The following is a 20,581-nucleotide window of genomic DNA, read 5'->3' on the forward strand; positions in this document are numbered from 1 at the left end:
CCGCGCCCGCCAAAGCGCCTCAGTGCTCGTCGGCCGGTTCGACGCGGTGGTCGAGGCGGTCGGTTTCGGGTAAGTGGGCGAAGGCGTCGGCCACTTGGCGGAGCCAGTCGGCCTCGTCGGCCAGGGTGGGCGGGGCGTGCGGCTTCGGGTGTGCGGTCTCGGTGGCCGGGGCGCCGGGACGGCGGCCGAGTCGACGGTTCTCCAGGGCGGCGGCGATGGCGGCGGCTTCGAGGGCCGCCGCGCGGCGGGCGTCGGCGGCGTCCTGGCGGTGGGCGGACGACGTGATCCGCTCGGCCGTCTCCGGCTCCGCGTACGGACGCAGCGCCAGGTACGCGTCGCGGATCTCGACGACGCGGCGGTACAGCTCGAAGGTGGCCCGCCAGGGAAGGCCGCCGTGCCGCCGGGCAGGGGGGCCTTCGAGCGCGATGCCGGGTAGCTCGGCGTACAGGGCCGTCCAGAGGGGTTCCAGGGCGTGGAACGTGCGCCGGGCCCTAAACCAGCGGGCCGGGACGGCGAGGACGCCTGGCCAGAACGTCGCGGACGCGCCGCCCACCCCCAGCAGCGCCACCGTGACGCCCAGCAGCGTGGACATCAGGTCCTCGCCCAGGCCCACGCGTCCGATCCGGAGGACTTCGAGGGCGTCCGCCAGCGCCCACGAGGTCCACAGCACGCCCGCGCAGCAGGCAAGCGTCATCAGGCGCAGGCCGGTTCTGATCGGACCGGGCGCGGCACGGCGGGCGTGCCGGGCGAGGACGCGGATCAGGGGGACGACGCAGAGGCAGCCGTACGCCGCGAAGATCGCGCCGTACAGCGCGTACGCCCAGGAGCGTCCGGGGCGTACCAGGACGGCGTCGTCGGTGACGATCACATGGGAGGCCGCGTACAGGAGGGCGGACGCCAGCTGCGCGACGAGGCCCACGCCCAGGTGGCGGGCGCGGGCGGCGCGGTCAGCGGGCGGTCGGTCCAGCATCGCCGCCATGAGGGCGAGGCAGGTCAGCGCGGCCAGTTTCAGGCCGTGGGTGAGGACGACGAGGAGTGCGGAGAGGCTGGGCGCGGGGCGGGTGTTCGGCGCGTTGAGCAGCAGCGAGAAGCCGAGGCAGAGGGCGAAGACCCACATGCAGCGCTGGATGCGGCCGGTCCTGGCCACGGTGATCCGGAAGACGGCGAAGCAGAGGAAGATGAATCCCGCGACGTGGACGGCGATGTCGATCACGGGCGCGTCCTCCGCGTCCGGTTCACCGTGCCGTGCCCTTCGGCCGCCGGTCCGGCAGGCCGAACAGGGGCGCCACATCGGGCTGGGCGACGCTGTGCGGGCCCCGCGGTCGGTGGGAACTGACGCGGGACAGGATCAGCGATGCCACTAACTCGGCTTCGGCTTCCTCGGGTTCGCTGTACACGGTGCGGCCGAGGACGCGTTGGACGAGCGCGGGGTTCAGGGTGGGAAGCAGGTTCTGCGCGGCCGAGCGCAGGGTGGCGGCGTCCTGGTGGCCGCAGAGCAGGTGGGCCGCCTCGTGCAGCAGGATGTGCTGCTGATGGAACGGGGTGGTGTCGGCCGCGAACAGGACGTAGTCGGACGCCTCGGTGGTGAGCAGGAGTCCGCACGGCAGATCGGGCCGGGCGTAGACCGGTATCAGCTCGACCGGCCGTCCGCGTCGCGCCGCGACCTCTCGGACGAAGACGGCGGCGTCGAAGGGATCCGGCAGGTGCTGGCGGTCCACGAGGCGGCGGCAGTCGCGCCACATCCTTCTCCGGTCGCGTCCGGACCTGGCGCGGTCGGCGCTCACGCGGAGGAACCCCCGTCCCGCTCCCGGCGCGCTATCACGTCGATCATCTCGCTGATGGTCCCGACCGCTTGGGGGGACAGGTTCACGGCGCGCAGCGCCATGCTCCGGACCCCGGCGTCCCGCAGCGCGCCGAGGAGTTCGAGGTCCTCGGCGATGGCGGCGCCCTGCGCGTCGTCGAAGAAGTAGGTGACGGGGACCTGGAAGAACTGCGCCAGCGCCTCCAGGTGGCGTTTGGTCGGGTTGTCGCGCCGACCGGTCCGCAACTGCCACAGGTAGGTCGCCGAGAAGCTCTCGCCCGTCGCCTCGCGGCACGCCTTGGCGACTTCCTCGTGGCTGTACTGGTCGCGGTTGGGGCGGCGGACGACCCGGAAGAGGGCGTCGATCCTCCCGGCCAGCGTCTGCGGCGTGGCCTCGGGCTCCGTCACGTCACGCCTCCGGTCCGGTCTCGTCGGCCGGCGCTTCACCTCGCGTCGGCCCCGGCCACATTGTAGGGCGTGCGGGGGCGCGGCGATGAGCCCCCGGGCGGTGCCCGGGGGCTGCGGGAGAGCGCCGGTTCCCGGGAGGACACGGGCCGGTTGTGCGGGTGCGGGGCCGGGCCCCGCACCCTGCCGGGGAGCCGGTCCTGGCGGGAGGCCGGACCGGGTCAGACGCCCAGGTCCTCCGGCGCCACCCAGGTGGTGTTGGAGTCGCAGAAGATCACGCTGAGGGAGCTGTCACTGGTGGTGATGGTGGGCGGCAGGGCGGCGGACTCGTCGGCCGAACTCATGGTCTGGAGCTGCAGTACGGGGTGCATGGCGTCCTCCGGAGAGCGGATGGCTGAGTGAGCGCCGTGAGCCTACATGTATCAAATCTTCAATGCCATTCATTTCAGTTGACGTGTGATCCGGTGTCGGTCATCGTGGTGCGCAACAGCTGAGGCGGATGTGACGACGGGTCACCTTCGCGTCCGGCTGCCCCCGTGCTCGGCCTCGCCACCCAGGAAGAGGGCACATGCGGACCCCCTACGTCTTCACCGTCGCCGATCCCGACTTCTACGAACCGCTCGACGCGGCCGCATCGCACGGCGGCGAGCTCCGCCCCTCCACCGTGCCGCCCGGCTGGCACGGCACACCGTCGGGAATCTGGACCATGTGGCGGCGGGACGGGCTGGAGACCGTCCCGGCGGGCTGGAAGGTGCACGTCTCCGCCAGGCCGGGCCGCCTCGGCCACGTGCTGGACGTGGTGGCGGCCGTCTGCTGCGAACAGGACGTCTCCTTCAAGCATCTGTCCACCCGTCTCTTCTACGGATGGACGCACCAGAAGCACGCGTCCCGTCCGCAGAGCGGCAAGTTCTGCGCCGCCTACCCGCCGGACCCGGACGCGGCCCGGCGGCTGATGGAGCGCCTCGACGAGGCGCTGGCGGACGAGGAGGGGCCGTACATCCTCAGCGACCGGCGGTTCGGCACCTCCCGCACGGTGCACTACCGGTACGGGTCCTTCCTGCGACGGCAGCGGCTGCGGGCGGACGGCACTCCGGTGCTGCTGGTGCCCGACGGGCGGGGACGGCTGGTCGAGGACGTGCGCGGGGTGTCGTTCCGGCTCCCCGACGGTGTCGAGGACCCGTTCACGGCGGCGGCCGAGACGCCGTCGGGGCAGGCCGACTTCGGCGGCTACGTCTTCGAGGCGGCCCTGCGCCACAGCAACGGGGGCGGCGCCTACCGGGGCCGGCACAAGGCCACCGGGCGGAAGGTCTTCATCAAGGAGGCGAGGGCGCACACCGGTATCGGGGCGGGCGGCGCCAACGCGCAGCAGCGGCTCCGCGCGGAATGGGAGACCCTCCAGGCGCTGCACACGGCCGCGCCCGGCCTGGCACCTGAGCCGCTGGCGTACTTCTCGGAGTGGGAACACGACTTCCTGGTCACCGAGTTCGTCGAGGGCGACTCGCTCAGCTCCTGGACGGTCCTGCACAACCCGCTGATCCGCCGCGACGCGGGAGCCGCCGACTTCGCCGACTACTACGGCCGTTGTGAGAAGGTCCTGGCCCGCACCGAGGAGGCCATGGACCGGCTGCACGCGGCCGGCTACCTCTTCGTCGACGTCAGCCCCGGAAACCTGCTGGTCGCCGAGGACGACACGGTCCGGCTCATCGACTTCGAGTCCGCGCACCGGATCGGCACCCCCTTCGTCGCCTCCGGCACTCCCGGCTTCAGTCCGCCGACCGCGCTGGTGGGCGACGATCCGGCGGTCCACGACGCCTTCGGGCTCAGCGCGCTGGCCCTGCTGACGCTCTGTCCCCTGCACCAGGTGGTCGAGCGCGCGCCGGCCGCGCTCACCTACGTACGCCACGATCTGCGGCGGCGCGGCATCGACATCCCCCCGTCCCTGTGGCGGCGCGCCACCGCCTTCCACCACGCCGAACTCCTCGACGACGGCCGGGCGCCGGGCGGTGATCCGCTCGCCCCGCCCGCGCCCGAGCGGGTCGCGGAGGCACCCGAGGAGAGCCTGCTCTGGCTCCGTGAGCGGGTCGCGGAGGGGCTGACCGCCATGGCCGAGGCGGACCATCCCCGCCGGGTCTTCCCCACCGTGCCCGAGGGCCACCTCTCCAACACCCTCTGCCTGGCCTACGGAACGGCCGGTGTCGTGCACGCCCTGCGCCGGGCCGGCACACCGCTGCCCGACTCCGTCCTCGGCCGGCTGCGCACGGACGCGCTCGGTGCCGTGGACTCCCTCGGTCCCGGGCTCTGGACCGGGCTCGCCGGTATCGCCCGCGTGCTCGCCGACTGCGGACACACGCAGGAGGCGGTCGATCTGCTCGCCGCGGCCGACCGGCACCCGCTGACCCGGTCGGACGCCACGCTCGCCGGCGGCGGGGCGGGCGTCGCGCTCACTCATCTCGCGCTGTACGGGCACACCGGGGACGCCCGCCATCTGGAGAGGGCGGCCGAACTCGCCGCCGGCCTGGCCGACGGACCGGGCGCGCTCACCCCGCGACTGGGGCCGGACGACGCGACCGGGCTCTGGCACGGCAGGACCGGCGTCGCCCTCATGTTCCAGCAACTGGCCGCCGTCACGGGCGACAAGGACTATCTCGACACGGGACTTCCGCTGCTGCACGCCGAGTTGGACCGCGAGAGCGATCCGTCGGCCGTGCAGATGTCCTTCCCGGTCTCCACGACCGATGTCCGCCGCATGCCGTATCTGTACTGCGGTTCCGCCGGGGTGCTGCACACCGTGACCCGGTATCTGCGCGAGCGGGACGACGAGCGGCTCGCCGCGGCGTCGCCCCGGCTCCTCACCGCGCTCACCACCAGCTACACCGGAATGAGCGGCCTCGGCCAGGGGCTGTCCGGGCTCGCGCTCGTCCTCTCCGAGCACGCCGCGCTGACCGGCTCGGCGAGCAGCCGCCGGCTCGCGGTCGACGCCGCGTGCGGGCTGTTCGCGCACGCGGTGCCGCATCCCACCGGGGTCCGCTTCCTGGGGGACCAGATGCTGCGCCTCAGCGCGGAGCTGTGGAGCGGCAGCGCTGGTGTGCTGCTCGCCCTCACCGAGGTCCTCTCCCCCGCCCCCGACCCGCTGTTCACCGTGGACGCGGTCGCCGCCGCCCGCGCCTGACCGGAGCCCGCCACCGGACCGGTGCCCCCCACCGCTCCGATGTGACCCAGCGCCTGGTCCCCCATGCTCCCGGCCGTCACAGGGACGCACCGGGTTCGTCACACACACCAAGGAGTTCGCCATGCAGCAGATCCTCGACCTTCAGGAGCTGGAGACCGAGCACATCGTGGACGAGGACGGTGCGGTCATCGCCAGCGATTTCAGCACCTTCGCCTGTGACAGCAACGTCAGCGTCGTCGTCTGCTGACATTCGCGACGCCGGCCCCCGCAGGGCCACGGCGGCGGCCGCCCGCGCGGGTGTGCCGCCGCCGCTCTCCCGAACCACGCCGCCGCTCTCCCGAACCTTGCCGCCGGTGCCCGCTCCGCCCTGAGAGGAACCATGACACTCCCCCGGCCGGCGCTCGCCGGAACGCCGGCACCGACCGGGCTCGCCAGGTCCCGCCCCGCTGGAGCCCGGACCGGCCCGGCCGATCCCGCAGGCCCGGCGTGCGCCACCTTTCCCGCGGAGCCCGGACGCTCCCTGCGCGAGAACCTGCTCCACGCGCTCGGGCCGCGTGAGCCGCGGAGCGCCGACGCCCTGTCGGCCCTGTCCGACGCCACGTTGCGGGAGCTGGCCCGCACCGGGCTGTGCTCGCCGGCGTCGGTGCGGTCGCCGGGGCCGCCGACCGGGTGGCCGGGTGCGCTCGCCGCCCTGACACCGGAGCAGACGACCGTCGCCGGGTACTGCGCGCTGCTCGGTCCCGATGTCTCGCCCTCGCTGCTGGCGGCGGTCGGCGGATGGGACCTCGGCCGGGTGCTCGCCGTCCTCGACGAACTCGTCGCCCGGGGCGTCGTACGCGAGGACGAGTCCGGGGCCCCTCTCTTCCACTTCCGGCACCCGCTGCTGAGGGTGCTGGCGTACACGCGTGTCCCGCCCGGCCGCCGGATCGCCGCCCACGCCGCGGCGGCGCGCGCTCTCGCCGGTGTCGGTGCCCCTCTCTCCCAGCGGGCACCCCACCTCGCCCGGTCCGCCGCGCCAGGAGAGACGGAGGCCGCCCGGCTGCTGCACCGCGCGGCGCACCACGTGCTCGACAGCCGGCCCGACTCCGCCGCCGACTGGCTGCTCGCCGCTCTGCGCGTCCACCCGGCGGACCCGGAGGGCGGCGCCGCGACGCTGAGGACGCGGATCCTTCTGTGCGTCGCCGCGGCACGGTGCGGACAGCGGGCCGAAGTCGTCCGCCGGATGCCCGAGGTGCTGGCCTCGCCGCTGCTGCCGCCGGAGGAGCGCGGGCGGCTCCTGGACGTGTACGCGCGGATGGAGGACGGTCTCGGGCGGCACCGTGAGGCACGGGCCCTGCTCGCCGCCGAACCGCTCGGCACCGGACCGGCGGTGCCCGCCGCCCCTGACACCGCGCTCCTGCTGCGGTCCGCCGCGCTGAGCGCCGCCGCCGGGGACCTGGTGGCCGTTCGCGAGCGGCTGGCCGCCGTCACCGCCGCGACGGCGGCCTCGCCCGGCCGGGCACCGGGCGACGCGGTACGGCGGATGAGCGCCGCGGCCTCTCTGGCGCTGGGCACGGCTCTGGCGTCCGACGTCACCGCGCGCGACGCGGCGGTCGCGGACGCCACGCGCCGGGCCGACCTGCTCACCGACGCGGCTCTGCCCGAGGTGCTGGACGCCGTGGTGCGCCTGGGGCGGGCCCAGTACCTGACGTCCCGTCACCGGGACGCGGTCCGGCTGTTCGACCGGGGCGTCAGGAGCGCCCGCGCCGGCGGACGCACCGCCGAGCTGCCGGCGCTGCTGATCGGGCACGCACGGGCCGAGGCCGTGCTGGGGCGGCTCGCCTCTGCCTCGGCGTCGGCGGCCGAGGCCGCCGGAGCGGCGCGGCTGCTCGACTGCCCCGAACTCGCCCACGAGGCAGGGGTGATCGGCGGCTGGACCACGCTGTGGTCGGCGGGGCACGAGGCCGCGGAGCCGGCGGCACGGGACCTGGCAGGTGCGGGCGGCCCGTCAGGCGAGCGGGGGCGCGCGGCCGCCCTGCTGCTCGCCGCGGTCCATCTCGAAGCGGGCCGGCCCCACGAGAGCCTGGCTCTGCTGCTGTCGCCCGCCGCCGACGGGTCGGGGCCGCCCGGGAGCGGCCGGGCGCCCTGGTGGTCCCTGGCCTGCCTCGCGGCGGTGGCCGCGGGCCTCGACGGCACCGCGCGTCGCTGCGCGGCGGTGGCGCGCGCCGCAGCCGGGGCGTCACGGCTGCCGGCCGACCACGCCGCCGTGCTGCGCGCCGAGGCGGCTCTCGTCGCGGACGAGGCGGCGCTGCCGCTTCTGGCCTCGGCCGTGGAGCAGCACGTCCACGACGGCGCGCTGCCGCTGGAGTGCCGTACCCGCCTGCTGCTGGCCCGGCGGCTGCTGGGCGCCGGCCGGCTGCCGGAGGCCGCCTTCCACGCCGGCCTCGCGAAGTCCCGTGCGGAGCCGACCGGTTCCGAGCCCCTGCGTCTGCTGGCCGTCGATGTCCAGCGCGCGATCGGTGCGCGCCGACCGCGCGGTACAGGGAGTCCAGGCGGCGCGGGGGCCGCCGGTCTGTCGCAGCGGGAGCGCGAGATCCTCGCCCTGGTGTGCCGCGGCATGTCCAACCGCGCCATCGCGGGGGCGCTGTTCGTCTCCGTCAAGACGGTCGAGGCCCACCTCACCCGGGTCTTCCGCAAGACCGGGACCCGGTCGCGCGCGGCGCTGCTGGCCACGTTCGGAGCCGCGCGACCGACCGAGGTCCTGGCCCCCGTCGAGTCGGGCGCGGCCGCCCGGGTCTGACCCGCCGCCGGGCGGGCCGGCGGCGCCGTACCGGGCGGGGCGGCCCTCACTCGCCCGGTACGGGGGACGCATCCGGCCGACCGGCCGGTGGCGCCGTGCCGTCCCAGTGGCCGACCAGCGCCGCGTAGCCGGGCTCGGCCGCCAGCAGCTCCGTATGGGTGCCGCAGACCGCCCGGGTGCCGTCGAGCAGCAGGACGCGCCGGCCCCGCAGCGCGGACGCCAGGCGGTGGGCGATGACGACGAGGGTGCCGCGCCTGACGGCGAAGGCCGCTTCCACCACGGCCTCGCTCCGCATGTCGAGATGGCAGGTGGCCTCGTCCAGGATCACCACGGGCGCGTCGGACAGCCAGGTCCGTGCCGCCGCGACGAGTTGACGCTCGCCGCTGGACAGTTCGGCCGCCGGGTCCTCCAGCACGGCGTCGACGCCGCCGAGCCGTTCCACCACGGGTCCGAGTCCCATGGCGGCGATCGAGGCGGCGACGGCCGCCGGGTCGGCGTCGGGGGCGAGATAACGCAGGTTGTCGCGGAGCGTGCCGCGGAAGACGTAGGCCTCCTGCGGCAGCAGCGCCACGGCCGCGGGCCGCTCCCTGGTGCCGAGATCGGCCACCGGCCGCCCGCCGAGCAGGATCCGGCCCCCGGAGGGGCGTTCGAGACCGGCGAGCAGCCCCGCCAGGGTCGACTTGCCGACCCCGCTGGCCCCGACGATCACCAGGTGGTCGCCCTCGGGGACGCTCAACCGCACGTCCCTCACGACGGGTTCGGCGTGCGGACCGTAGGCGAACGTCAGGTTGTCGACGTCGATGCGGTAGCCGCCGCTCGGTGCGTCGCCGCGCACCGTGCCGGACGCGGGCTCGTCGCACGGCTCGGTCGCGGCGGCGAGCCGTTCCAGCACCACCTGGAGCTGGCCCCACAGCCCGGCCACGGTGCCCGTGAGCAACTGGAGCGCGGGCACGAGGCTGCCGGTGACGTACAGCGAGGCGCCGACCACCTCACCGGCGCTGACCGCTCCCTCCTCGACGAGGGTGGGGCCCGCCAGCAGGACGAGCAGCAGCGGAAGCTGCCCGCCGAGCAGCACGATCGGTACCCGGGCGGCGGCGGCCCAGGCCACGGCGACCGACGCGCGGGCGCTCGCACGGGCGCTGCGCCCGGTCGTCCCGCAGGCCAGGGCGACCGCGCCGAGGGCGGCGATGTCGCGGCCGGCGCCGAGCACGGCACCGGTGGACGCCGCCACGTCCTCCTCGGCGACGACGGCCGCCCGCCTGCGCCGGATCACCGACCTCATCGAGACGGCGAAGGCGATGAGCGCGGCGGCGAGCGGCACCGCGACGACAGCGGCGAGCACCGGGGCGAGCGCGGCGAGACCGACGAGCGTGGCCATCAGGGTGACGGTGAGGGGGCGGGCGGTGCGCAGCAGGGCGCCGACGACCAGGCGTACCGTGTCGACCTGACTGGTCATCCGGGAGACCCCGGCCGCGTCGTACGCTCCGGCGCCCCGGACCGCGCGGGACAGCGTGGCGTCCACCACGGCGGTCACCAGGGCGTCCCGCATCGGTTCGACGCAGGCGGCGAGCGGGTCGAAGAGGGCGCGCTCCGCGAGGGCCCGCACGACGTAGAGCGTGGCGAGCAGGCCGATCCACAGCAGCCCGGTGCCCGGTTCGCCGGCGAGGAATCCCCGGTCGAGCGCGGCGGCGAGCGCCCAGCCGGAGGCCAGTGCGGGCCCGGCCTCCAGCACCGACCAGAGGGCGATCCGTCGCAGCGGGCCGCCCGCGCCGCTCAGCGACCGCGCCAGCAGCCGGGCGGCCGGCCCCCGGAAGGGTGCCGTCCGTGCTCCCGTGCTCACACCGGTGAGGGACACGGCACCTCCCGCTCGGCCGCCGGGTCGTCGTGGGCGGCGAAGACCGCGCGGTAGTCGGCGTGCCGCCACAGTTCGCGGTGCGGGCCGACCGCGCGGATCCGTCCCCCGTCCAGCCACGCGACGGCGTCACAGCGCGCGGCGGTGGTGACGCGGTGCGCGACCACGAGCCGGGTCCGTCCGGACAGGGCGCCGGTGACGGCCTCGCTCACCTCGGCCTCGGTGACGGTGTCGAGCCCCGAGGTGGCGTCGTCGAGGACGTACACCAGGGCGGGTCTGGCCAGCGCCCGTGCCAGGCCGAGCCGTTGGCGTTCCCCGCCGGACAGCGGGGCGTGGTCGAGCGGTGTGTCGTACCCGGCGGGCAGCCGGCGGACGAAGGCGTCGGCCCGCGCCGCGCGGGCCGCGCGCTCCACGGTCGGCCGGCTCGCTCCGGGCCGGCCGTAGGCGATCGCGTCGTGGACGGTCGTCCCGATCAGGGCGGGGCGTTCGAAGGCGTACGTCACCGCGTTCCGCAGCGTGTCGAGGGTCAGGTCGCGCACGTCCACACCGTCGAGGAGGATCTGTCCCGCGTCCGGGTCGCTCAGCCGGCCGAGGAGCCCGGCGAGGAGGCTCTTGCCCGCGCCGGTCCTGCCGACCAGGGCCATGGAGCGGCCGGCGGGCAGCTCCAGGTCGGCGCTTTCGAGCACCGGGTCTCCGGCGGCGGACCGGACGGTGATCCCCTTCAGGAGCACGCCGCCGGGGCCGGTGGCGCCGGTGACCGGGCCGGCGGCCGGCAGCGGGTGCGCGAGGGTGGCGGCGATCCGGTCGCCGCCCGCGCGTGCCTGGGCCAGCGCGAGCAGGGCGTCGACCTGCTGGAGCGCGCCGATCGCGAGCTTCACGTAGCCGGCCACGGCCAGCAGTTGCCCCGGGCTCAGCCGTCCCCCGGCGACCCCGAGTCCCGCGACGGCGAGTGCCAGCGCCTCGGTGAGCGACAGCAGCAGTCCGAACTGCCAGACGGTCGACTTCTGGAGGCGCCACATGGCGTGTCCGGCCGCCGAGACGTCGGCCAGGGGCACGAGGACCCGGGCGGTCTCGCTCGTCAGGGTTCCCGAGGCCCTGATCGTCCTGGCCCCGGCCAGCGCGCCGAGCAGCCGGGTCGCGAGGTCGGACTGCGCGCCCAGGTAGGCGCTCTGCGCCTCGGCCGCCCGGCCGACGAAACGCCGGGCGATCAGCACCGAGAGGGGCACACCGAGGGTGAACGCCGCCGCCGTGCGCCAGTCGATCACCCAGAGTGCGGCGAAGCCCGCGAGGGAACCGGCCAGCGCGACCGCGGACTGGGCGGCCGCCGCGGGCAGCGCGCCCGCCTGGGGCGCCGCCTGGGTGATCTGCGTGACCGCCTCGCCCGCGGTCAGCGGTGCCCGCGGCTGGAGTTCGAGGAGGTGGCGTACGGTCCTGCCGCGCAGTCGGCGCGTGGCACGGCTGGTTCCTGAGGCCCCCAACGGCCCCATCACGGCGTCGCACAGCGCGGCGCAGGCGACGGCCGCGCCCCAGCCGAGCGCGGGTCCGTGGAGCCCTCCGCCGTCGCCTTCGAGCACGGCGTTCACGGCCGACGAGAGCAGCGCCGGGACGGCGAGGGCCACGACGACCCGGCACACCATCACGCACACCAGCAGGGCCAGGGACCCGCGGGTGTCCCGTGCGACGTCCCTGAGCAGGCGTCCGCCGCCGCGGGCGGGGTCACGCCGTGGCGGGGTGGTCATCGCTCGCCTCCCCGGTCGGCGCCGACAGCACGCGGGCCGCGTACCGCAAGGTGCTGAGCAGGGGCGGCATGCCCTCGGCGACGGCTGTGCCGTCGTGCGCCGAGATCGCCGGTTCCATCGGGACGACGTGGTGGCCGTCCTCCCGGAGCAGGTCCAGGTTGCGACGGACCGACGGCCGGGCGAGCGCGCCCTGCGGTATCGCGGGGGCGAACACCACCGGCGCGGTGGTGCAGATGACCGTCGTCAGGGCCAGGCTGTCGGTCATGCCCGCCGCGCACTTGGCGATGAAGTTGGTGGTCGCGGGGGCCACGATGATCAGGTCGGGCCACTCGGCGAGTTCCTTGTGGGGTACGACGCCCGACGACGTGTCCCAGTCGGGGCCCGCCACCGGCGACCGGGTCACGGCGGCGAGCGCCTGACGGGACACCAGGGTCTCGGCGGAGCGGGTCAGGCAGACGCGTACCGACCAGCCGTAGCGCGAGCGCGCCAGCATGGCCCATTCGGGCAGCGCGGTGACGGAGATGCCGCCGGTCGCGACGAACAGCAGCCGTCCGCGCGGCAGGACGATCGGCGGCAGTGCGCCGCGCCGTGTGCCGCGCGGCTGAGGGGTGGGGTCCGGCTGCACCGTGCTTCTCTCCGCTCCTCGACGCTCTTCGTCGCTGTCTGTCCGGTCGCTGCTGAGTCGCTGCTCGGTCGCTGCTCGTGGCTGCTCGGTCGCTGCTGAGCCGTCGCTCGGTCGCTGCTCTGTCGCTTCGGCGGTCGTGCCGGTGGGGCGGGCGACGGCCGGCGCGCCGTTGCGCGGGCGCGCCGGCCGTCCCTGGCCCGTCGGGTCAGTTGGTGACCTGACAGCTGATGCCGCAGGTGCTGCCGCCGTTGCAGGTGTGGCCCTCGCAGAGGTTCAGCGCGTGCGCCTGGGCCTCCTCGCCGGAGAGCAGTTGCAGGGCGTCGAGGTCGTTCTCCATGGGGGTCTCCTTCTGAGAAGCCGTTCGGCCGTGGCCGGGTGGTGGTGCGGAGGCGGCGATGCCTGCCGGACGGTGCCTGGGCCGCGTCCGGTGGGAGGGCGGCGGTGCCCGGCGCCCGGGGCGGTCAGCCGGTCACCGCGCACGTGCCGCCGGGCGAGCAGGATTCGCCGCAGGTCACGGTGCAGAGGGCGGCGGTGTCCTGGTCCTCGGCGGGGAGCAGTTGGAGCGCTTCGAACTCTGTTTCCATGGGGTTCTCCGTTCCGGTGGGCGACACCGCGGGCGCGGTGTCCGGTTCGAGGGGCCGGCGGGTGTCCCCGGCCGGTCAGCCGGGGGCGCGCGCGGACCAGGTGGCCGGATCGGGCATCCACGGCGTGGGGCCGCCGTGCAGGAGCCGCAGCAGGAAGGAGACCGTTCCCGCCACACCGGTCCTGGCGTCCGGGCGCACCGACGTCCCCGACTCGTCGGGGACGAGCAGGAGTCCGTCGCGGACCACGGCACGCAGGCGCAGCACCGCGGCGAGGTCCCCGGCCCAGCTCCGGTAGGGGCCTTCGGGCACCGCGTCGGCGAGGTCGAGGAGGAAGTCACCGTCGCCGGCGATCCCGTGGCAGGCGGCGGTCGACGATGTCCAGCGGGCGGCGTGCGCCGCCGCGCCGGCCTGCTCGGCGAGGCGGAGGTGGGTGGTGTCGCCCGTCGCGCGCCACAGGCGCAGCAGGAAGGTGCCGACGCCCGTCGAGCCGGAGCACCAGTGGTGGAGCAGGCCGCTGCCTGGCTCGTGGTCCAGGTCGGTCCGCCACCGGGCGCCCCAGGGGCCCCGCTCGGCCTCGGCGACCAGCGTGGCGCCCGCCGCGGCGGCCAGTTCCGCGTACTCCTGGTTGCCGGTCGCCCGCGCGGCGCCGAGCAGGAAGGAGGCCACGCCCGCGACGCCGTGCGCGAACCCGAGGTGCCGGGCGCCCGCGAGGGCGGAGTCGAAGTCCGCGGGCACCGGCCACACGATCCGGCCGCGCACGGTCTCGGCGCACTCCACCAGTCCGTCCGCGCAGGCGACGATCCGGTCGAGGAAGGCGGGTTCGTGTGTGGTCTGCCAGAAGTGCAGTTGCGCCATTCCGGCGCCGGCGGCGCCGTGGCAGACGTCGGGGTTGGGCCACCGTACGGGCACAGCCAGCGCGAGGTCCGCCGCCCGCCGCGCCATCGCGGGGTCGTCGAGCCGCCGGGCGGCGTCGTGCAGCGCCCAGGCCGTGCCGGCGCGGCCGAAGTAGAGGCCCGGCAGCAGCCGCGGTACGGATGCGCGTCGTTCGTCGGTCCACCGCGCCAACAAGCCGTGGGAGGCGTGCAGTTGGTCCCCGTCGAGGAGTTCGGTGGCCCGGCCGAGGACCGCCAGTACGCCCGCCGAGCCGTGCTGGACCGCGCACGGGTCCGTCGTGTCGCCGAAGGGACCCGCCTTCCAGAGGCGTCGGCGGGACGGCGGGCCGGCCTGTCCTTCGACGGCGGTACTTGGTCGCAGCGCCCGCGTCAGGTGGGTGAGGCCGTCCTCCACGAGTCTGCGCAGGTCGCCGTCGGGTACGGGCCGCGGGGCGGCAACGGCCGGGGCGGGCCCGCCGGCCCGCTCAGGGGCGGGGGCGACGGCCGGTGTGCGGTCGGCCAGGGAGGCGGCGAACCGCTCCATGGTCCAGCGGTGTTCGGGCCTGTGGACCGTGAGGCCGAGGATCGCCGGTTCGAGCCGCCGGGCGGCCGCTCGCTCCGGCCGTATCAGGGCCAGCAGTTCGCCGACGCGGTGCGCCGGGGACCGCTCCCGGCGGTCGTCCCGCGCGGCGGGCGGCACCACTCCGGTGGTCAGGTGGCAGAGGACGGCGCCGAGGGAGTACAGGTCGGCGGCGGGGCCGTGGGCCGGGCCGAAGCGGGGGCCCGCGCACTGTTCGGGAGCGGCGAAGCCCGGCGTGTGGGCCCGGTACGTCCACGCCCCCGGGACGGTCGCCCATTCCGGGTCGATCAGCCACAACCGCCCGTCGTCGTCCACCATGATGTTGTTCGGGGTGAAGTCCTGGTGGACGAGGCCGCGTCGGTGCACCTCGGCCAGGAGCGCGGCCAGTCGGCCCGCCATCGCGACCGCTGTCGCCGGGGCGACGCCGGGTCCGCCGTCCGCGTACCGCCGGCGGACCCACTGGCTCAGCGTCTCGCCGCTGATCAGGCTCTCCACCAGGAAGGCGTGGCCGTCCTTCTCGAACGCGTCGACCCTCTCGGGGCAGACGCCCTTCAGCGCGGTGAGCATCTCGGCTTCCCGGCGGAGCAGTGCGCGGGCGTCACTGCCGGTCAGTCCTTCGGCGACGTGGGCGCGGGCCTGCTTGACGACCACCTCGGTGCCGGTGTGCTCGTCCAGCGCCCGGTACACACCGCCCCGGGCCGAGTGCCGGATCGCCTCCTTCACCACGAACCGGCCGGCCAGCAGCACCGAGGAGGGCTCCGCCGGCGTCGCCGGCGGGCGTCCCGGCGTTCCGGCCAGGGGCAGTTCGGCCCACGCGGGGGGACAGAACCACGGCTTGCGGGGGTCGGTGACAGCGGCGCCGCCCGGCTCGCGCAGCCGGGTCTCGAACGAACCGTCGTTGTTCAGGACCGGCACGCCCCGGAAGGCTCCGTAGCGGTAGTGCACCAGACTGCCCGCGCGCAGCGGACGGTCGGAGAGGATCGCGGGTCCCGGCAGTCCTGCGGTCGCCGCGTCGAGCCGGTCGGCGAGGTCACGGAAGTGGTCGTCGTCATCGGGGTAGGCGGTGAGGAACTTGCCGCACTGCGCGCGGTCGTAGGAGGCCGAGGTCATCTCTTCGACGAGGTCGAGGCTCCGGGCGAATTTGAAGGCGCAGCCACCGGCTGCCAGGACCCGCGCGGCGCGGTCCAGGACGTGCGGCGCGGACAGCGCGGTCGCCGAGACGTGGAGTTTCCAGCCCTGGACGCGCGCCGCGGCGGAGGGCGGGGCCACCCGGCACCACACGTCGTCCTCGTCGAACGTCCAGCCGGACGCGCCGAGGTCGTCGAGCACGGCACGCACCAACGACCGCAGGGAGAGGGACGGCACGGACATGACCTCCTGACTCCGGTTCCCGCGGTCCCGGCGGGGACGGGCCGCGCCGTCCCACAGTGCCTCCTGGTCAGGGAGGCCAGCATTGGGGAAACCCCTACATGAGGGTCGGGGCCCGTCCTCGCGGCGGCGAGCACTCCTGCGAGGACGATCCCGGCGACGGTGTCCTCGACGGACCGGAGCCGCTTCTGGGCGCGGCCTGTGTGGACGGCCGCGGAGCCGGACCGGAGCCGGTGCTACGCGCAGTCCGTGTCGACGGCCGCCGAGCGGGTCGGTGCCGTGCCGCGTTCCACGGGCAGGGACGGGTCGCGTGACCAGGCCGACCATGAATCGACGTACAGGCCGACCTGTTGGCCGATGAGCGCTCCGGCGAGCACCAGCAGGGCGCTGGAGACTCCGCCGCCGCAGTAGGCGCCGACCTCGTGGCCGCCGACCGCCCTGCGGGCGAGGAACCATTTCCGGAGTTCGACGGGGGGTCTGAGCAGGCCGTCGGGCGTCATCAGCTCGGCCGAGTGGGCGTGCACGGCGTGCGGGACGTGCCCGCTCCTCGGGTCGTCGGGGGTGCCGTTGTAGGCGGCTGCGGGGCGGGAGTCGAGCAGGGTGCCCAGGGCCGCGATCTCCGGGACGTCCGCGCGTGCGAGGACGCGCCGACCGCCGGCGCCCTCGTCGTCGTACGAGAGCGGTGGCGCGGGGTGGCCGGGGGGCGCGGGCGTCGCGAGGGTCGTCGGGCCGTCCTCGCGGACCCAGGCGGGCAGTCCGCCGTCGAGGACGGCCACCGAGCGGAAGCCCGCCCAGGTGAGGACGAACCACGCGCGGGCGGCGGAGGACAGCTCCTCGACGCGGCGGGTGTAGAGGACGAGGTCGTCGCCGGGTCCGACACCGTGTGCGCGCAGGGCGGCCCGTACGGCGGTGCGCTCGGGCAGGGGCAGGTGGCCGCTGGTCGCCGTGGGGCGGCCCGCGAAGTCGGATCTGACCGAGGTCCTGATGGCGCCGGGGACGCTGCCCCTGATCGGGTCGGGCCCCTGGGCCATCACCCGCCAGGGAGCGACCTCGACGAAGACCGTGCGGGCCCGGCGCGCGCAGGCCGTGCGGGCGTCGACGAGGTGGGGCGAGCCGGCGCCCGTCACCCCGATGCTCCGGGAGTGTGCGGGACGAACACCACCGGCAGGCTGTCCTTGAGGGCGTTGTAGATGCGGCACCTCTTCTTGTACTCGGCGACGAGTTCGTCGGCGGTGACGTGGTCGACGCCGTCGATGAAGCACTCCATGACGAGGGTGCCCAGGTAGTCGCCCTCGATCTTGCGCTCGATGCGGGCGAAGATCTCGACCTGGCGCGCGGGCTGCCCGCCTTCGAGGAAGTCGTGCCGGAACGCGTTGAGGGCGCAGGAGACGAGGGAGGCGACGAGCAGGTCGAGTGAACCGGCCTGCTCGCCCGGTCCGCCGCTGCGCACCGATCCGTCCGACACGATCTCGAACTCGGGGCCCGCGATGGTGTACCGGCCCTGGATCTCCGTGGTCCTGCCGTGCAGATTGCTGACCACGGTCACTTTGTCGTTCACCGCGCGAGTCTAGGCGCGCGGTGCGTGCCGGGCCGCGGAGTCCGCAGTGTGGACGGCGCCGTTGGTGGTGGCGACCCGCAGCTGGTCGGCGAGGAGGGCGACGACGCGGGTGAGCGAGCGGTTGTCCTCCTCGAGCACGGCGGCCCGGTGTTCCAGTTCGTCGATCCGGTCGAGCAGTTCGCGCCGGCCCGGCCTGCGGTCCTGGCGGGCGGCGGGCGCGGCGCGGGGCTCCCAGCCGTCGCGGTCTCCGTCGCCGTCGGCCGGGGTGTGGTCGTAGTCGTAGCTGCCGTCGTCGTAGCGCAGGACCCACTTGCGCAGTGACTGCGGGCCGACCTCGAACTCCTCGGCGACCTCCCGGACGATCGAGCGGTTCTCGGGCTCCTCGCGGCGCCTGGTCAGGACCCGCTCGACCGCCGCCCGGCGGACCTCGTCGCTGTACTTCTTGTCGAACACCACGTCGTTCGTCCGTTTCAGGAGACTGCAACACTGCCGTCACGATACGTAAAGCATACCCGTGCCAACATATCGGTTACGGAGTCGCGGTGCACAGATCACATCGCGCCGTATCCCACCCCCGCCGCACACGGCATCTTTTATGTATCGCTTCTACATCCCCGCCTGAGACGTGCACATCGCTATGTAGCGCATCCGCTACCCGCTCGCCCAGGACCGATCGAGAGGAACCACACGTCGTGTCCAGTTCACGCCCATGGCGCCGGCTGACCGTTGCGGGCACCGCGCTCGCGCTCCTGTCCACCGCCGCCTGCGCGGGCAGCGGCGGACAGAGCGAGCCGGCGGCCCAGGTCGCCAAGAAGGACCGCTACGGCGGCACGCTCAACATCGGCCTCAGCGCCGACCCCGGCGGCGTCGACTCCGCCGTGGTGAACCAGGTCTGGCGCACGGCCGCGCGCGCCCTGGCCGACTCGCTGGTGTTCTACAACCCCAGGACCAAGCAGGTCGAACCGTGGCTCGCCACGAGCTGGACGGTCAGCGACGACGCCCGGGTCTACTCGTTCGAGCTGCGCGACGACGTGACCTTCCACGACGGCACCAGACTCACCGCGCAGGTGGTGAAGGCCAACCTGGAGAGCCTGGACCGGCCGGGCATCCACTCCAGCGCCAGGACCGTCGTCCAGGGCATCAGCACGATCGAGACGCCGTCCGAGCACCGGATCACCGTCAGGTTCGCCGAGCCGAACGCCGCGTTCCTGACGTCGCTGTCCCGCGCGTACGTCGGCATCGTCTCCGAGAAGACGGCCGGGCTGCCGGTGGCCGAGCGGCAGAAGTGGCTGGACGGATCGGGCCCGTACTACCTGGAGGAGTACGTCCCCAACCAGCGCATCGTGCTGAAGAAGCGCAAGGACTACGACTGGGCGCCCGCGTACTTCGACCACGAGGGGCCCGCCTATCTCGACAAGGTCGTCTACAAGATCATCCCTGAGGACTCGGTGCGCAACGGCGCGGTCATCGGCGGTGACGAACTCCAGTTCGTCTACTGGGTGAACGCCAAGTACCTCCCGCAGCTGAAGGCCGCCGGGCTGACCATCTCCAGGACGCTGAACCCCGCGACCGGCACCGAGCTGCCGCTGAACACCTCGTCGAGGTTCCTCAAGGACGTCCGGGTCAGGCAGGCGCTCCAGGTGGGCACCGACCGGGACGAGTTCGTGAAGATCGACTCGGGCGGTGTCGACCAGCCCGCGACCGGCCCGCTGAGCAAGGACAACCCCTACTACTCCGACCAGAGCGCGCTGCTGGCCTACGACCCGCGGAAGGCCACGTCGCTGCTGGAGCAGGCCGGTTGGACCAAGGTCGGCTCCGACGGCATCCGCGTCGACGCGAAGGGCAGGAGGCTGTCGCTGCGGGCGCCCGAGGACGACGCGGGCTGGCAGGTGCTCCAGGACCAGTGGAAGAAGCTCGGCGTCGAGCTGGTCCTCGACCCGCCGCTGGCCGCCGAGGCCAACGAGAAGCTGCTCAGCGGCGCGTACGACATCGCCTACTGGTACGCGTCGACGCCCGACCCGGACGTCCTGCGCGCCAACTACGGCAAGGCGACCGGCTCCAACCGCAGCTTCATCGCGGACGACGACGCGACCGGCGGGGAACTCGACCGGCTCCTCCAGGAGCAGAACCAGACCATCGACAAGGAGAAGCGGCAGCAGCTCGTCGACCGGGCCTCGCGCATCCTGGTCGAGAAGGCGTACGAGATACCGGTCTCCAACGACGTCGACATCTGGGCCTCCTCGCCCCGGCTGCACGACATCCAGCCCGTCGGGCTCGACCAGTACCTGATCAACGCCTGGCTGGCGAAGAAGTAGACCGATGGCTCGATACGGACGACGCCTGCTGTACGGCGTGATCGTGGTGTGGGGCGCCTTCACCGGAGCGTTCTTCCTGCTGTACGTGGTGCCCGGTGACGCGGCGGGCGGTCTCACGGCCGGCGCCGACGGCGGTGACGTCGAACAGCTGCTGGCCGAGCAGCGCGAACTGCTCGGCCTGGACCGCCCCGTGTGGACGCAGTACTGGGACGCCCTCACCGGGGCCCTGCACGGGGACTTCGGAGAGAGCGTCTACCAGCGCAGGGCCGCCGTGGACGTCTACTTCGACTCCTTCCCCCAGACCCTGGAGCTGGCGTTCCTCGGGCTGCTGCTCGCCGTGGTGCTGGGGGTCACGCTGTCGGTCCTCATCGAACTGACCGACTGGAGATGGGCGCGCGAGCTGCTCATCTCGCTGCCCCCGGTCGCGGTGTCGCTGCCGCCCTTCCTGGTGGGGCTCGTGCTGCTCCAGGTGTGCGCCTTCCAGCTGCACTGGATCAAGGCGGTCGGCGACCAGAGCCTCGGCGGGCTGCTCGTGGCCTCGGCGGCTCTCGCGGTCGCCGGCGGCGGCAGTGTCTCCCAGCTCCTGACGGCCAATCTGCGCGGCGCGCTGACCTCGCCCTATGTGGAGACCGCGCGCAACTGGGGGCTCAGCCGGTTCGACATCGTCGTCCGGCACGCCCTGAGGAACGCCGCGCTGCCGGTGGTCACCTCGCTGGGAACCACCGTCGGCGTGATGGTCGGCGGGACGGTGCTGACCGAGACGGTGTTCTCCCGGCTCGGGGTGGGACGCCTGGTCGTCGACGCGGTCAACGGGCGGGACATGCCCGTCGTGCTGATCGCGGTCACCGTCAGCGCGGTGATCTTCGTGGTGGTGAACCTCGTCGTCGACGCGGTGTACCCGCTGCTCGACAGGCGCATCCGATGGGAGGGATGA

The 20,581-nt window shown here is 74.3% G+C and carries 18 protein-coding genes; 5 read left to right on the plus strand and 13 right to left on the minus strand.

Annotation, left to right across the window (positions count from 1 at the left end; all coding sequences use genetic code 11):
* Window positions 1-19 precede the first annotated feature (19 nt).
* The 4 genes from DDJ31_RS00245 to DDJ31_RS00260 all read right to left on the minus strand — a co-directional run bounded on the left by DDJ31_RS00245 (window position 20) and on the right by DDJ31_RS00260 (window position 2,577).
* On the minus strand, window positions 20-1,213 hold the full coding sequence (locus DDJ31_RS00245) for an MAB_1171c family putative transporter (RefSeq protein ID WP_127182341.1): 1,194 nt from the start codon (window positions 1,211-1,213) through the stop codon (window positions 20-22).
* A gap of 22 nt (window positions 1,214-1,235) precedes the next feature.
* Complete coding sequence (locus DDJ31_RS00250) at window positions 1,236-1,718, minus strand: ParH-like protein (protein ID WP_240678344.1); 483 nt, start codon at window positions 1,716-1,718, stop codon at window positions 1,236-1,238.
* A gap of 62 nt (window positions 1,719-1,780) precedes the next feature.
* On the minus strand, window positions 1,781-2,209 hold the full coding sequence (locus DDJ31_RS00255) for a helix-turn-helix domain-containing protein (protein WP_127182340.1): 429 nt from the start codon (window positions 2,207-2,209) through the stop codon (window positions 1,781-1,783).
* Between the two features lie 218 nt (window positions 2,210-2,427).
* The gene (locus DDJ31_RS00260; protein ID WP_164785076.1) at window positions 2,428-2,577 is read right to left on the minus strand and encodes a hypothetical protein; all 150 of its coding nucleotides are present in this window, start codon (window positions 2,575-2,577) and stop codon (window positions 2,428-2,430) included.
* Between the two features lie 197 nt (window positions 2,578-2,774).
* On the opposite strand from DDJ31_RS00260, the gene lanKC reads away from it, so the two are divergent.
* The 3 genes from lanKC (at window position 2,775) to DDJ31_RS39595 (ending at window position 8,154) form a co-directional block, all read left to right on the plus strand.
* Window positions 2,775-5,375 (plus strand): class III lanthionine synthetase LanKC, encoded by a 2,601-nt coding sequence (gene lanKC / locus DDJ31_RS00265; protein ID WP_127182339.1) that lies wholly within the window; start codon window positions 2,775-2,777, stop codon window positions 5,373-5,375.
* A 121-nt stretch (window positions 5,376-5,496) separates the two neighbouring features.
* Complete coding sequence (locus DDJ31_RS00270) at window positions 5,497-5,622, plus strand: SapB/AmfS family lanthipeptide (protein WP_127182338.1); 126 nt, start codon at window positions 5,497-5,499, stop codon at window positions 5,620-5,622.
* Between the two features lie 132 nt (window positions 5,623-5,754).
* Complete coding sequence (locus DDJ31_RS39595; RefSeq protein ID WP_127182337.1) at window positions 5,755-8,154, plus strand: helix-turn-helix domain-containing protein; 2,400 nt, start codon at window positions 5,755-5,757, stop codon at window positions 8,152-8,154.
* Window positions 8,155-8,200: 46 nt separating this feature from the next.
* Here DDJ31_RS39595 and DDJ31_RS00280 read toward each other — a convergent pair whose 3' ends face one another.
* From DDJ31_RS00280 to DDJ31_RS00310, 9 genes are all read right to left on the minus strand, one after another.
* Window positions 8,201-10,009 (minus strand): ATP-binding cassette domain-containing protein, encoded by a 1,809-nt coding sequence (locus DDJ31_RS00280; RefSeq protein WP_127182336.1) that lies wholly within the window; start codon window positions 10,007-10,009, stop codon window positions 8,201-8,203.
* Complete coding sequence (locus DDJ31_RS00285; protein ID WP_127182335.1) at window positions 9,991-11,745, minus strand: ABC transporter ATP-binding protein; 1,755 nt, start codon at window positions 11,743-11,745, stop codon at window positions 9,991-9,993. Before DDJ31_RS00285 ends, DDJ31_RS00280 begins: the two co-directional genes overlap by 19 nt.
* On the minus strand, window positions 11,723-12,370 hold the full coding sequence (locus DDJ31_RS00290; protein ID WP_127182334.1) for a flavoprotein: 648 nt from the start codon (window positions 12,368-12,370) through the stop codon (window positions 11,723-11,725). The genes DDJ31_RS00285 and DDJ31_RS00290 overlap by 23 nt, the downstream gene beginning before the upstream one ends.
* A 205-nt stretch (window positions 12,371-12,575) precedes the next feature.
* Complete coding sequence (locus tag DDJ31_RS38735; RefSeq protein WP_206280767.1) at window positions 12,576-12,707, minus strand: ALQxL family class IV lanthipeptide; 132 nt, start codon at window positions 12,705-12,707, stop codon at window positions 12,576-12,578.
* Between the two features lie 124 nt (window positions 12,708-12,831).
* Window positions 12,832-12,954 carry a hypothetical protein gene (locus DDJ31_RS39600; protein ID WP_276319326.1) on the minus strand — a complete coding sequence of 41 codons (123 nt, stop codon included), beginning with the start codon at window positions 12,952-12,954 and terminating at the stop codon, window positions 12,832-12,834.
* A gap of 75 nt (window positions 12,955-13,029) precedes the next feature.
* Window positions 13,030-15,777 (minus strand): class IV lanthionine synthetase LanL, encoded by a 2,748-nt coding sequence (gene lanL / locus DDJ31_RS00295; protein WP_164785075.1) that lies wholly within the window; start codon window positions 15,775-15,777, stop codon window positions 13,030-13,032.
* A gap of 233 nt (window positions 15,778-16,010) precedes the next feature.
* On the minus strand, window positions 16,011-16,901 hold the full coding sequence (locus DDJ31_RS00300) for a sulfurtransferase (protein ID WP_164785074.1): 891 nt from the start codon (window positions 16,899-16,901) through the stop codon (window positions 16,011-16,013).
* Complete coding sequence (locus tag DDJ31_RS00305) at window positions 16,898-17,332, minus strand: OsmC family protein (protein ID WP_127182331.1); 435 nt, start codon at window positions 17,330-17,332, stop codon at window positions 16,898-16,900. The genes DDJ31_RS00300 and DDJ31_RS00305 overlap by 4 nt, the downstream gene beginning before the upstream one ends.
* A 9-nt stretch (window positions 17,333-17,341) precedes the next feature.
* On the minus strand, window positions 17,342-17,788 hold the full coding sequence (locus DDJ31_RS00310; RefSeq protein ID WP_164785073.1) for a hypothetical protein: 447 nt from the start codon (window positions 17,786-17,788) through the stop codon (window positions 17,342-17,344).
* Window positions 17,789-18,024: 236 nt separating this feature from the next.
* Between DDJ31_RS00310 and DDJ31_RS00315 the strand changes: the two genes are divergently transcribed.
* Complete coding sequence (locus DDJ31_RS00315; RefSeq protein WP_164785072.1) at window positions 18,025-19,647, plus strand: ABC transporter substrate-binding protein; 1,623 nt, start codon at window positions 18,025-18,027, stop codon at window positions 19,645-19,647.
* Window positions 19,648-19,651: 4 nt separating this feature from the next.
* Window positions 19,652-20,581, plus strand: a complete 930-nt coding sequence (locus tag DDJ31_RS00320) for an ABC transporter permease (RefSeq protein WP_127182329.1) — start codon at window positions 19,652-19,654, stop codon at window positions 20,579-20,581.

Source organism: Streptomyces griseoviridis, assembly GCF_005222485.1.
GTDB lineage: Bacteria > Actinomycetota > Actinomycetes > Streptomycetales > Streptomycetaceae > Streptomyces > Streptomyces hintoniae.

Bases quoted from the DNA above. Each gene is read 5' to 3' on its own strand.
- DDJ31_RS00285 (WP_127182335.1), bottom strand. From the start codon at position 11,745: ATGACCACCCCGCCACGGCGTGACCCCGCCCGCGGCGGCGGACGCCTG.
- DDJ31_RS38735 (WP_206280767.1), bottom strand. From the start codon at position 12,707: ATGGAGAACGACCTCGACGCCCTGCAACTGCTCTCCGGCGAGGAGGCC.
- DDJ31_RS39595 (WP_127182337.1), top strand. From the start codon at position 5,755: ATGACACTCCCCCGGCCGGCGCTCGCCGGAACGCCGGCACCGACCGGG.
- DDJ31_RS39600 (WP_276319326.1), bottom strand. From the start codon at position 12,954: ATGGAAACAGAGTTCGAAGCGCTCCAACTGCTCCCCGCCGAGGACCAG.
- lanKC (WP_127182339.1), top strand. From the start codon at position 2,775: ATGCGGACCCCCTACGTCTTCACCGTCGCCGATCCCGACTTCTACGAA.
- DDJ31_RS00260 (WP_164785076.1), bottom strand. From the start codon at position 2,577: ATGCACCCCGTACTGCAGCTCCAGACCATGAGTTCGGCCGACGAGTCC.
- DDJ31_RS00270 (WP_127182338.1), top strand. From the start codon at position 5,497: ATGCAGCAGATCCTCGACCTTCAGGAGCTGGAGACCGAGCACATCGTG.
- DDJ31_RS00320 (WP_127182329.1), top strand. From the start codon at position 19,652: ATGGCTCGATACGGACGACGCCTGCTGTACGGCGTGATCGTGGTGTGG.
- lanL (WP_164785075.1), bottom strand. From the start codon at position 15,777: ATGTCCGTGCCGTCCCTCTCCCTGCGGTCGTTGGTGCGTGCCGTGCTC.